The sequence below is a fragment of the Mycobacterium sp. genome (genome assembly GCF_025965855.1).
GTDB lineage: Bacteria > Actinomycetota > Actinomycetes > Mycobacteriales > Mycobacteriaceae > Mycobacterium.
Genome location: NZ_JAOPWB010000089.1, coordinates 1 through 12,062, shown reverse-complemented (window position 1 = coordinate 12,062; position 12,062 = coordinate 1). Strand labels below are relative to the sequence as shown.

Sequence of the window (12,062 nt, the reverse complement as noted above, 5' to 3'; positions counted from 1 at the left end):
CAGCTCCTCCTGTGATGGCGGCACCGGCAGCGGATCCAGTTGGCGGTCGTTGAGGGCGGCGAACAAGTCCCGCAGGATGTATCCGGCGGAAAGCCCATCGACGATGACGTGATCGGCGGTCAGGATGATGGCCGCCGGGGTGCTTGGCCCCGAGCCCAGCAGCACCACCCGCATCATCGGTGCACACGAGGTGTCAAAGGGCCGGGTCAACTCCGCGGCGACCACATCACGCCAGCTGCGCCCCGTCTCGGCGTCGATGACGGTGATCGGGATCGGCGGCACATACGCCGGGCGGTGAAACCCCAGCCCGGTCTGCGGGTGATCCTCGACGTAGACGTTCAGCAGCGGGTGGCGCTGCTGAACCGCGCGTAGCGCGGCAGCAAGTGTCAACGGATCGATGTCGTCGGCGATCTCGGCCACCATGCACAAGCGCATCGTGCTTTTCTGCTGGCGCCGGTGATACAGCCGCTCGAAAGCCCCGAGCGGACGCACCAATACACCCCCGGTTTCGCGTCCCATCATCGGCTACCTCCACAATCCTGTTCACACGAGCCTTAAACTGTTGCGACACCAGTCTTCTCACGCGGTGCGCCTGGGGCTTGAACCTGCGCGACAGGTCGCTGAACCGATGCGTCAGGAAGCCGCGCCGTCGCAGCGATAGGTGTTGCGGTAGTCCGTCGGTGAACAGCCGTAGTGGGCCTTGAAGGTGCGGCTGAAGTGGCTGGTGTCCGAGAAACCCCAGAGGTGAGCAATTTCAGAGATGGGCCGATCGCTGGCGGTCACGTCGCCTCGGGCGCGCGCCAGCCGGCGTACGCGCACGACCTCACCTACCGTTTGACCGGTGGCGCTGAAGACGCGATTGACGGTGCGGACCGACACCCAATGAGCCGCCGCGAGAGCGGCAGGCGTGACGGCGCCGTTGAGCAGATGACGATCGATGTACCGCTCGATCGACGCCCGCAACACGGGCCGCACGCTCTCCGCCGAGCAGACGCCGCTGTCGCTGCGCAGCGCACCGACGAACAACTCCAGCGCCGCCATACGGGCCGCGCTCATCGCGGCTGAACCCAGCCCCGGCAAAACCTCGCTAAGTGTATCCAGATGACTCGTCAGCAGCCGTGTTGCCGGGGCGGTTGCGTCGAGCACGGCCCCCTCCGTCAGCCATGGACCCCCACCCACCTCATCCAGCGCCGCCCGCGGTATCACCATGCTGCGCTTCGATAATGACGCCGGGATGGTGAACTGGTTCCGCCGGGTGCTGTCCCATGCGGCGATGTCTCCGGGTGTCAGCGTGGCTTCGGTGTGGCGCTGACTGACCGTCTCAGCCCCCTTGTGGATGATCATTACGCCGACGAATTCACCGTCGGTATCGGCAAGTTGATGGCGGGCACGCAAACCCGTACAGGGGCCGCACCGGCAATCGACCAATAGCAGGTCATCAATTGGCCAGCGGCGCACCCACCCGCGAAACGCGTTCCGTTCGGGAAGCTCCGGGATCGTGACCGTCCAGGGCAGATACGTGGCCGACAGGATGTGCGCCCACTGCGCGACCACGTCGTCCCTCGTGCCCGCATCCGTGGCCCACAACTCACCACCGGTTGGCAGCACGCCACCTCCACGTCCTACGTCGATCGGATATTGCGTTCGGTGGGTGCTGAACCGCCCACGTCGGCACCGAGGACTGCTGAACCACAGGCCAACCCCCAACGCCCACCGGTGCAACCGCGATCGCTACCGCGAGGGCCCTGACCAATAGCGGCTTGTGGAAAGCCGCCACCGGCCCCGCGTCATGGCGCGACTTCGATGGCTGGGTTTAGCCGTGCTCGTCTGTACCAGAATTGGGCTCCAGCGACGACATGTCGTTACCGCTAGCACCCATCAATGCTTCCCGCGGCGACCCATCACTGCGTACGGGGTGGCCGCCGACGGGCGTCGCGAGGTACTGGGATTTCAGGTCGGCGACTCCGAGGACGGGGCGTTGTGGGCGGTGTTTTTGCGATCGCTGAATCCCGCGGCCTGGCCGGGGTGCAGCTGGTGATCTCTGATGCCCATAGTGGGCTGCGCGCCGCGATCGAGGCGATCCTGATCGGCGCGAGCTGGCAGAGATGCCGGGTCGGACCTGGGGCCCTATGTTTCTCCCTTCGTCCCCACCTGGGCGCGCAGGACGGCGGACTGCTCATCGACCGCTTGGGGGCCGTCACCGGAGCTCTGTTGCCGAATAGGCTCCGGCTCAGGTATGCCGAACCAGTTGCGCTTGGTCGGCGAGAGCGTTCTTGTAGATGTGCTCGGCGAGCATGATCGTGGTCAGATTGGTAGCGGTGGAGGGGACCTGCGGGAAGATCGACGCGTCGACGACGCGGAGCCTGGAGACGCCACGAACGGCTCCCATCTCGTCGACCACGGCCGATTCGTCGTCGTCACCGCCCATTGGTGCCGTCGACGTGGGGTGCTCGTAGGCCCTGAGTTGCTGACCTATGAGGGTCTGCAGCGTCGGGTCATCTTGAATGCTGTCCCCGGGCGTCATCTCAATGGCAGATGTTCGCGCGAAGATGTCGTCACGGCCGATGCTGCGGCTGAGCTTGACTCCCTCCAGCATCCTGCGGCGGTCGCGGGCGGTGGCGAGAAAGTTGAGGTCGATAAGTGGCGCGCCAGTGGGCTCTCTTCTGTCGAGGCGAAGTGTCCCGACGGAATCGGGCTGGACGACGGCGATTGCGAGGACGACCGCACCCCCGGTGGGGCTGTCCGCGGGATCGAAGAGGTGGGTCGCCGAGATGTGCAGGTCGAGTTCCCCGTTCTCGGTCCAACTGGACGCCGTCCACAGCAGGGCGCCCACTGCGGGCGACATGTCGAGCGAGCCCGGCCGCAGCGCGTAGATGTTGAAGTAGAACGGGTGGTCCTGCAACCGCTTGCCGACGGGCAGATCGGCAACCACATTGATGTCCAGAGCCCTCAGCTCATCAGAGGGCCCGATTCCGGACCGCATCATAATGGCCGGGCTGCCGTAGGACCCCGCGGCCAGGATGACCTCCTCGTCTGCGTGGTAGATCGTTCCGTCGGTTGTGACGACAGCTTCCGCGCTGGTGCCGTCGAACAACAAACGGTCGACTTCGCAGTGTCCCCGGATCGATAGATTCGGCCGGCGGCGGACCTCCTCGCTCAGATACGTCAGTGCCGTGCTCTGGCGGACGTTATCGACGGTGTTGAGCGGGTACGGGAAGACGCCGTTCTGGACGGGCCCGTTCGGGTCTCCTACCTTGTCGAATCCGAGATGTACCGAGGCGTCGATGAAGGCTCGCAGCGACGGACTGAGCTCGCTGTAGGAACGCTGCCGGATCGGGAACACGCCGGTTCTGCCTCGATATCGATCGTCGCCGTCGGGCGTGTTCTCCAGCATCTTGTAGGTCTCGAAAACCTCAGGGATGGACCATCCTTTGATGCCGCGCGCTTGCCACTTCTCGAAGTCGTTACCGCGGGCGCGAAGCGCGACAGTCGAGTTGACCGCAGAGCTCCCGCCGAGTGCCTTGCCTCGAGGGACGGGAATGTCGGGGGTGAACGGGCCACCCTAGGCCGTGTAACCCCAATCGGTTTCGTGGTCTCCGCCGATGTGGGCGGGGTTGAGGAGCACGCCGGGGTTCTCCCCCGGCGGGTACGCCGCTCCTGCTTCCAAAAGCAGAACATTCCGAGATGGATCCGCCGAGAGCCGGTTGGCCAGAACTGCTCCGGCAGATCCCCCTCCAACGATCACGACGTCGAACATCCCATGCCTACCTTGGGCCCTATGGCATGCGCCCGCCTTCGCCCGACGCTGAATCCCACAGCCAGACCATCCCGCCGACCCGTTCCGGCAGCATGCTCGACGCCGGCCGCCTCGACACACCGGCTGCCGGAATCGTGAGGCGAGCGAATTCGCAAGCGCCGAATCATCATTCACACACCGACGCGCCACTACTACCGACATCGCGTGGCTTGATGAGCAGCTGGTCGTGGCGAATCCACGCGGTCTGATCGGGTTGTCCAGTCAAGCAGATCAACACGTCGCCGAATACCGTTGGACCGTCGAGGATTATGACATCTTCGATGTCTGGCGGCACCGGAGTGCCGTCGGGCAGCTCGGCGGGCATCCCGGAATCGGTCCACAGGAGCCGGAAGCCGTTGAGGTAGATCTTGGCCGGCATCAGGTCCACGTCGGGTTCGTCGTAGCGCACGATCTGCCAAACCTCCGACCCGCCGTCGGCGGTGGGTTGCCTGACGAACTCGGGCTCCGACAACGGGTAGTGAACTTCTTCAGCCGGTGGCCCCCGACGAACCGGCGGCAGGGGCGGCAATGGCCCTTTCACTCGGGGTTTGGTAGCCGTGCGCAGGATTTCGTCGTACAACTCATCGCCGCATAGGCCTCGGGCCTGACACTTTGCCACAAGCGCGCCCCAGTCGGCCTTCCCGGCTGACGTCATCAGCTAATTGTAAGTCCTGGTGGGCAGGGTTTGAGTGTGTGTTCGGGCACACCATCAGCTGGTGGTGAGCATCGGGCCGACTCCCCCTCCGAGTGCCGAATACGACGGAATCGAATATGCGGCTTTACCGGTAAACGTATCCATATTCGTTAATGCTGTGTCCCACAACGTAATTAAATGGATGCCATTCTGGCGACGTTTGGTGTTGATCCGTAACGGGTTGGTGTGCAGTTTGATTCGTGACTGCGCGGTTTCGTGGCGAGGGGGTGCTGATTCATCAGATGAATCAGCGTGTAGCCGCCAGGGTGCGGTGGCCGACCACGCCGATGTGGCGGTAGCTGCTTAGCGACGAACGCAAAGAGACTGCCGCCGCGTTCTGGATCCGGGCTAATTCCTGGTTCTCCGAATGTGGCATAACGGTCCGAAATGTGTTGACCGACAACGGTTCATGCTATCGCTCGCGCGCCTTCCGCGATGTGCTCGGTGACATCACGCATCGTCGGACTCGGCCCTATCGGCCCCAGACCAACGGCAAAGTGGAGAGATTCCACCGCACCCTGGCCGACGAATGGGCCTACGCGCGGCTCTACCGCAGCGACGCCGAACGCTGCGACGAATTCAGCGTCTGGCTGCACACCTACAATCACCACCGCGGCCACACCGCACTCGGCGGCCAACCACCCGCCACCCGCGTACCTAACCTCTCAGGTCAGAACAGCTAGCCTCGATCTTTCGTGAGGGAGGTCGGCATCGATTGTTTCGGGCTTGCTGTCGTGTCGGGGTGTTTGGGCGTGCGCGGTTGCCGGCGCTGTGTCGCCGGTTCTCCTGTGACTCCTGGTCGGTGGGGTGGGAGTGCGGGGTTAGGTGACGGCGGCCAGGCGTTGGTAGCCGGCGGTGATCAGCTCGGTCCAGGGCCATCGTTGCGATAGGCGCAGGATTCGTTGGCGGCCGGTGGTGATGATCCGCCCGGCCACCGCCAGTAGCCGCAGCCGGAGGCGTTTGGGTTCCCAGGTTCGGGCGGGCTGGTCGTGCCAGGCCAGCAGCTGTGTCCAGGTGAGCAGTTCGGCCGCGAGTTGGACCAGTTCGAGCCAGATCTGGTTTTTGGTGAACGCCTGCAGCGGCAGGTTGGTCATCCCGGTGTCCTTGAGCCCGCGGATGCGGTCCTCGGCGCGTGCCCGCAGCCGGTGGCGCAGCTCCAGGTCTGCCAGTCGTGCGCCGGCGGTGTTGGTAGCGAATACGGTGATGCGCCAGCCCTGGTGGTCGGTGATGCGCAACTGGGCGCCGGGGTGGGGACGTTCCCAGCGGGCGATGATGCGCATCCCGGGCGGCCAGCCGGTGAACGTGGCCGGCAGCCACCGGGTCAGCTCGGCGACTTGGGCGCCCTGACGTGGGTGGCCGTCGGCATCGAGGGCCGCCCGCCAGGCTTGCTGGGGCAGCACTTGCAGCGCGTCCTGCACGGGTTGGCGCCCGTAGATACCCACCGAGTACTGCAAGCCCAGGTTGTGCACGTGCCAGACAAACCCGTGCACTCCCGAACCGGTGTCGCCGCGCACCAGCACCTGTGACCGGACCTGCTCAGGCAGCTGGGCCAGCGCGGCATCAAGGACCGCGATCTGGTCGGCGGCGTCGTTGGCTGTGGCCTTGCCTGGGCGCAGCATCGCCGCCAACGGCTCCCCGGTGCCACCGGCACCGTGGTCGACGAACGCCAAGATCGGATGAAACCCAAACCCGCGCTTGAAGTTCGGTGTCGCGCCCTCCTTCTCCGAATGCGCGCCGACCAGCGTGGCGTCCAGATCGACCACGACTGGTCCCGTCGCCGGCAGGGGTGAGCGGTGGCCCCAGACCTTGGCACGCGCGGCGGCACGAGCCCCGCGGATCGCCGCAATCGCCGCAGCCGAGTCATCGCCCAAGGCGTCGATCAGCCGGCTGATCGTCGGGTCGGAAGCCACACCGCCGAACAATTCCGGCTGAGCCCGCAGCACCGCGACGTCGGCCGAACAGTCCCCGCCCAGCGCGATCGCGACCGCCAGATCCAACACTGTCTTACCAGGATCATGCACCGCCTGAGCCGGCCGCCACGAAGCGAGACCACGCGACAACCCCACCGCCAGACCACTGGCCGCCGCGGTCGCCAGCAGCATCGATCCACCAGCCGACGAGATCAGCGACTCGCTGCCAGCCCCAACACGAACACCACGACCACCCGCGATACCCTTCACCTACGGAGTGCCTTCCCCTTGCAGAACCTGGAGCTTAGAGAAGCCAAGTTTCTCAAGTAGGACAGGCACTTCCGTGCATTACAGGGCCGATGCGACCCGCGCGTCACGAAAAATCGAGGCTAACTAACTGCGTTGGGCAAGTGACCGTTGATAGCGCCGCATTCCAGTGACCCATTGTTCGTAGTCGGCGCCCTTCTGGCGGAACATGTCCAACGCCTCGGGATGCGGCAGCACCAGAAACCTACCTGCCCGCACGGCGTCCACGGTGATGTCTGCTACCAGTTCTGGTTCGATTACCGGCGCCGCGTTGATGATGGCACTGATAGCCAGTTGCCAACCGGTATCAGACGATTCGCGGGCGGTGTTCAACAGTGCGGTGTTGACACCCATCGGGCACACACAGCTGACACCGATTCCGTCGTCGCCATAGCTGATTGCCAGCCATTCGGCGAAGCCGACGGCGGCGTGCTTGCTCACCGCATACGCCGCGGCACCGATCTGGGTGAGTAGACCGGCGGCCGACGCCGTGCTGACGAAGTAGCCGCCGCCACGTTCCTGCCAGCCCGGCACCAACAACGTCGCGGCGCGGATGTGCGCCCTTAGGTTCACATTGAGGACATGGTCCCAATCCAGGTCGGATGCCTGCAACCCCGCTGGTCCGGCGACGCCGGCGTTGGCGACGTAGATATCGACCGGCCCGAATTCGGTTGTAGCGGAGTCGACCAGCGAGAGGATACCGGTGTCGGTGCTGGCGTCGGCCGGACAAGCGACCGCAGCCTGACTGCGGCCGGTGATCCGCGCGGTCGTGGCCTCGGCAGCCGCTGCGTCGATGTCGCCGACTATCACTCGCGCTCCAGCCGCAGCGAACGACTCCGCCAGCGCGCGGCCGATTCCTGATCCGGCGCCGGTGACGATGGTGACGCTGTCTTCGATGATCATTGTCTCTCTCCAAGCGCCCGAGATGGTTTCGACAGATCAACGGCCTCGCCCTGGGCCGGTCCACGGGCGGGTCCGCGGTGGCGGGCGACATCGGCGAGCAGGGTTCGCAGTTGCCGCCGTGCCCGATGTAGCCGTGGCATCACGGTCCCAGTCGGGATATCCGTGATCTCGGCGATCGCCTTGAATCGGAAACGTCCGATGTCGGCGTAGCAGACGACGATTCGACGGTGATCTGGGAGGATCTCCAGCAGTTCCGTTATTTCGTTGTCGGGCCACGCCTCCGGCGTCTCTATTTCCGCAGGGCGCAGCCCAGTCGACGCGTGCCGATCACAGTTGGTCAGCTGTCCATCAGTGACCGGCGGACACCGCCGGATCTTGTGATACGCGTTGATCCACGTGTTGGACATGATCCGAAACAGCCATGCACCGGGGTTCGTTCCGTGCCGGAAGGATCGGAAGTCTGTCTCACCCGATGCCGGTTCGTCCCGCAGTAGGAACACGTGAAGGCTCGGGCGAATGCAGGATGTCGTCACCAGGACGTCCTGTGGCTCGTTTCGGTCGTGCGGTCCAGGGACATGAGAAGGGCTGCCACCGAGGTCGACATCCCGGGTTCTTTCCCTGGCAACGGAGCGAACACACTGGTCCGCAGGTATCGCGACATGGTGCATGACTCCGAAGATAGGTAGCGACAGCACCGGCAGCGCCATCCGCCTCGGGGGGGCTTAGTGGATCCGATGGGTGGGATTGGGATGATCGCAATGGGCGACGTGCACGCGGTGTTCGCGCTTCCCATACCGGAGGCGCAGCGACCGATGGGCGTGCTGGGGTTGTACCGCCGCACCGCAGGTGGTTTCGCCGCCGCCGAATATGCCTCAGCCGCAGCAAGTGCAGCCGCGGTCAGCCGCCGATTGGCATCGAATTGGGAGGCGTTGGTCACCCATTTCGGCAGCCCTGAAGAGGCCCTTGACGCGCGGAATGGTCGCCATGCAACTCGGGATCAACGCCGACGTCATCGCCCGCCGCCCCACACTGCACGGTTAGCGCCAAAACCCGCATATGGGTTCTGTGTCGGCGCGCCCAGCAACGGCTTTACCCGAAAACGGTTGCAGTGGAGCGTAACTCGTAACCACGACAATGGCGGGCGCGGTGGGACGGCTGTGCCCTGGCGCTGCGACCGATGTCAGTGACCGCGACTACCCACCCGGCCGCTCCCTAGCGACCGAACCCGCTGGGGCCGCATTGCGCAGTCGACCCAGGCCGCCGCCCCTTGCTATCACGGCGCCGACGCGGCGCGTACCCTCACGGACAGAAGATTGGCGATAGGCCGAACGCGGTGCCGTCGCGCTGAACACGACACGCAGTGGGTGTGCCGAAGTGGGTGCCGATCACCGTCGTCGGGGTGTCTGCGAAGCGCTCTAGGAATTTCCGGCGGGTGGCCGCCGCTGCGGCTTGGTCGGTGTCATAAGCGCTCGACCATTCCGGTCGGCCCATCTGGCAGGGCATGTGCATGAGGTCCCCGGTGATCACCGCACTCTCACCCTTGGATTCGACCAGCACTGAAATGTGTCCCGGGGTGTGGCCGTGCGACGGAATGAGCGTGACCTCTGGTGTGATCGCCGCATCCGGTTCGACGAACTTGGCGAGCCCCGCATCGACAATCGGTCTGACCGAGTCGTCAAACGTAGCGGCCGCCTTGAGGAACGGGTCCACGTCGTCGTTGTTGTCGGCCAACCCCTTCCAATGGTCGTACTCGCGCTCGATCATGTAGTAGGCGGCGTTGCCGAAAGTCGGAACCCACTGTCCGTCAACGAGATGCGTGTTCCAGCCGACGTGGTCGACGTGCAGGTGCGTGCAGATGACCCCCTCGACGTCGGCAGGGTCCCAGACCTCCTGAAAGTTCGTCAGGTAGTCGGTGTCCAACATATTCCATGTTTCCGAGGTGCGTGACTTGGAGTTCCCGACACCGGTATCGACGACCAACTTGCGTGACGGTGTGTCGATGAGGAACGAGAACACACCGATGTGGAATTGGCCGTCACGCAGGTAATCGGGGGACAGCCAGTCCAGCGCCTCGACCTCGCCGCGCGTGGACGCTGGAAGCAACTGGGCGAGAAAGTCCAGAGGTGCCCAGAACTCCAACTCGACGACCTTGGTGATGGCGACATCGCCGATCTGCCAGCGTTCCGTAGTCATGCTCTGTACAACGGGGAATCGCCGCGCATTATTCGTCGCCGTCCCGCCCTCGCTGCCATTGCGCGGCGAGAAGCTGCCCGCCCTCCTTTGAGCCTGCAGCCAGGTTGAAGCGTGTCCGTTTCCGAAATCCCTTCAGTTGCTTCAATGGGCATCCATGGGATTTCCGACGGACCAGGTGTCGTGTTGCTGGCCCAGTTCGAGCCAGCGGTCGGGTGACGTTTGACCGATGAGTGGGAAGAGCTCGTCGATTCCGCCGGGCACGAAGGTGAACAGCAGGCGAGCCGGTCCCGGTCCGAGATTGACCCATCCACGCACGTTGTTACGGGGGATGACGACAGATGTCCTAGCCTCGATTTTTCGTGCGGGCTGGTCGGCTCGGGTGGAGCTGGTGCTGGCCTGCTTGTCGGATTGATTGTGCCGGATGGGTATGACAGGGCTGCCGGTGTCGCTTGGCGTGCGGGCTTTCCGGGGCCGGTGGGTTCCTCGGGTCGGTTGGATGGTGGTCTGGCCGGTCAGGGGAAGGCGGCTCGAAGTCGTTGCCATGCTTGAGAAATGGCGGTGGCCCATCGCCAGGTGATGTCGATCCGTAGTCGGATTTGGCGGGCGCCTCGGGTGATTCGGGCGGCGACGTGCAGGACCCGGTAAGGGAAGGTGCCGATCTCACAGGCCGCGAGATCGGGATGGTCGGTGAAACCGATCAGTTTGGACCACGCGACGAGATCGGTTGCCGCCAGAATGATTTCCAGCCAGGCGGCGTTCGCTTCGGCGCGGTGACAGGGCAGGTTGCGTAGTCCGGTGGCCTTGGCTTGGCGGATCCGGTCCTCGACCCGGGCGTGTTGACGGTGGCGCAGTTCCAGGCCGCCGAGTTGACCGGGCACGACACCGGGTGCGGTGTCGGTGATGAAGGCGGTGACGCGCAGTCCGTCGGCGTCGGTGAACCGCAGTTGCGCGCCGGGATGAGGCCGTTCCTTGCGCAGGATCAACCGGGTCCCGGCCGGCCAGCTGCTCATGTCGACCAGCGAGGTGCCCTCGGCGACCCAGGCGCCCTCACGGATACCGCCGCCGGACTCGATCGCCGGATACCAGCACTGGGTGGTGTTGAGGATCTCCACCGCGGCCTGCACGCGGGCATCGACGCCGTAGCCGAAGGAGAATCCCACCCCGCCCGCTCGGCACGCCTGGGCGAAGGTGTGGGTGGCACCGGCGGAATCGCAGCGCACCAGGACCTGTTGTGCGCCGGGATCGTTGGGGTTGGGTCGGTAGGCGGCAGGCAATGCGGCCAGCGCCCACCCCAGGACGGTGACGTGGTCGGCGGCGGTGTTGGAGCCAGCGTTACCGGGCGCAACAGCCCGGCCAGTGCTTCGCCACCGGCCATCTCGGGGCGGTCCAGGAACACCAGCAGCGGATGATGCCCGAAGGTCTTCTTCCAGGTCGGGGCGGCCTGCTCCTTGTCATCGGAGTGATCGATGGTCAGGGTGGCATCGACATCCAAGTGCAGCCATTGCCCGTCAGCCGGGGCTGCCCCGGCGGCCCACGCGCGGGCGCGGGCGTGGGCACGCGCGGCGCGGATACCGGGCAGATGCCTGGCGTCGATCCGCTCGTCGACCAGGCGCCACATCGTGGTCGTCGAGGCGGCCAAGCCGAAGGCGTGTTCGCGATCGCCGCAGGCCTGTCCGACACCATCGATGCGGTCCGCCCCATCGGCGACCGCGGCGGCCAGATCGGCGAACACGTCACCCGGCGCATACGTCCAGGGCCCGCGGTAGGTATCGGCCAGTACGGCAGTGACCTGCGCCGATAGCTCGGTTGCATCGGCCAATTCCCGCAGCATCCCCATCCCGGCGTGCGACACGACACCCGCCCCGTCCGCAGAGACTTTCACCCGTGCACGCGCTGCGATACTCTTCACCTGCGAAGTGCCTTCCCGCCGGAATCCTGGACCCTAGAGAAGTCCCATTATTCCTTACAGGACAGGCACTTTCGCTAATTCAAGCCCGTGTCACATCAAGTTACACGAAAAATCGAGGCTAGCCCCCACATGTCGGACCCTCTGATGCTGAAAATGAGGTCTGGGGTCGAGGAGAGCTCACCTCATGATTGTGAGGTTTGCGGCGGAGTCCACCGGACTGGCAGGCGTTTGATCCCGTGCAGGAACGCCGACAGCAGCCTCGCTGGTTCCTCGGTGACTACGATGTCGGGAGCCTGACGGTGCACTTCCCGGAAGGCCGCGTTGATCTCGCGACGTGCGAGGTTGGCGCCA

General features: G+C 64.9%; 8 protein-coding genes and 6 pseudogenes. 2 read left to right on the top strand and 12 right to left on the bottom strand.

Going from position 1 to position 12,062, the window contains the following annotated elements; translation table 11 throughout:
- Together JWP83_RS06765 and JWP83_RS06760 are read right to left on the bottom strand one after the other, a co-directional pair.
- Positions 1 to 519 (bottom strand): annotated as a pseudogene (locus JWP83_RS06765) (peptide synthetase); the annotation flags it as partial.
- Between the two features lie 114 nt (positions 520 to 633).
- Positions 634 to 1,608 carry a helix-turn-helix domain-containing protein gene (locus JWP83_RS06760; RefSeq protein WP_297727596.1) on the bottom strand — a complete coding sequence of 325 codons (975 nt, stop codon included), beginning with the start codon at positions 1,606 to 1,608 and terminating at the stop codon, positions 634 to 636.
- Positions 1,609 to 1,915: 307 nt separating this feature from the next.
- On the opposite strand from JWP83_RS06760, the pseudogene JWP83_RS06755 reads away from it, so the two are divergent.
- A pseudogene (locus JWP83_RS06755) lies at positions 1,916 to 2,115 on the top strand (transposase); the annotation flags it as partial.
- Between the two features lie 115 nt (positions 2,116 to 2,230).
- Here JWP83_RS06755 and JWP83_RS31170 read toward each other — a convergent pair.
- From JWP83_RS31170 to JWP83_RS06740, 3 genes are all read right to left on the bottom strand, one after another.
- Entirely contained in the window at positions 2,231 to 3,541 is a 1,311-nt protein-coding gene (locus tag JWP83_RS31170) for a GMC family oxidoreductase (RefSeq protein ID WP_367185586.1), read from the bottom strand.
- Positions 3,542 to 3,562: 21 nt separating this feature from the next.
- Positions 3,563 to 3,757, bottom strand: coding sequence for a lycopene cyclase family protein (locus tag JWP83_RS31165; RefSeq protein WP_367185585.1), 195 nt, complete (start codon positions 3,755 to 3,757; stop codon positions 3,563 to 3,565).
- A gap of 166 nt (positions 3,758 to 3,923) precedes the next feature.
- Positions 3,924 to 4,451: a hypothetical protein gene (locus tag JWP83_RS06740; protein ID WP_297727593.1), complete on the bottom strand. Its 528-nt coding sequence runs from the start codon at positions 4,449 to 4,451 to the stop codon at positions 3,924 to 3,926.
- Between the two features lie 338 nt (positions 4,452 to 4,789).
- Between JWP83_RS06740 and JWP83_RS06735 the strand changes: the two are divergent.
- Positions 4,790 to 5,173: pseudogene (locus JWP83_RS06735) on the top strand (integrase core domain-containing protein); the annotation flags it as partial.
- A 138-nt stretch (positions 5,174 to 5,311) separates the two neighbouring features.
- Here JWP83_RS06735 and JWP83_RS06730 read toward each other — a convergent pair.
- The 7 genes and pseudogenes from JWP83_RS06730 to JWP83_RS06700 all read right to left on the bottom strand — a co-directional run.
- Positions 5,312 to 6,670 (bottom strand): IS1380 family transposase, encoded by a 1,359-nt coding sequence (locus JWP83_RS06730; RefSeq protein ID WP_297727590.1) that lies wholly within the window; start codon positions 6,668 to 6,670, stop codon positions 5,312 to 5,314.
- A gap of 123 nt (positions 6,671 to 6,793) precedes the next feature.
- Entirely contained in the window at positions 6,794 to 7,609 is an 816-nt protein-coding gene (locus JWP83_RS06725; protein WP_297727587.1) for an SDR family oxidoreductase, read from the bottom strand.
- Positions 7,606 to 8,067 (bottom strand): annotated as a pseudogene (locus tag JWP83_RS06720) (sigma factor-like helix-turn-helix DNA-binding protein); the annotation flags it as partial. The gene JWP83_RS06725 and the pseudogene JWP83_RS06720, both read right to left, overlap by 4 nt.
- 841 nt (positions 8,068 to 8,908) lie before the next feature.
- A complete protein-coding gene (locus JWP83_RS06715) occupies positions 8,909 to 9,802 on the bottom strand; it encodes an MBL fold metallo-hydrolase (RefSeq protein ID WP_297727584.1) in 894 nt (297 codons plus the stop codon).
- A gap of 141 nt (positions 9,803 to 9,943) precedes the next feature.
- Entirely contained in the window at positions 9,944 to 10,117 is a 174-nt protein-coding gene (locus JWP83_RS06710) for a hypothetical protein (protein WP_297727582.1), read from the bottom strand.
- Positions 10,118 to 10,314: 197 nt separating this feature from the next.
- Positions 10,315 to 11,711, bottom strand: a pseudogene (locus JWP83_RS06705) (IS1380 family transposase).
- A gap of 182 nt (positions 11,712 to 11,893) precedes the next feature.
- Positions 11,894 to 12,062, bottom strand: a pseudogene (locus tag JWP83_RS06700) (cytochrome P450); the annotation flags it as partial.

What these genes read in the sequence shown, in the direction of transcription:
- JWP83_RS06740 (WP_297727593.1), bottom strand. Translation starts at nt 4,451, where the DNA reads ATGACGTCAGCCGGGAAGGCCGACTGGGGCGCGCTTGTGGCAAAGTGT.
- JWP83_RS31165 (WP_367185585.1), bottom strand. Translation starts at nt 3,757, where the DNA reads ATGTTCGACGTCGTGATCGTTGGAGGGGGATCTGCCGGAGCAGTTCTG.
- JWP83_RS06715 (WP_297727584.1), bottom strand. Translation starts at nt 9,802, where the DNA reads ATGACTACGGAACGCTGGCAGATCGGCGATGTCGCCATCACCAAGGTC.
- JWP83_RS06725 (WP_297727587.1), bottom strand. Translation starts at nt 7,609, where the DNA reads ATGATCATCGAAGACAGCGTCACCATCGTCACCGGCGCCGGATCAGGA.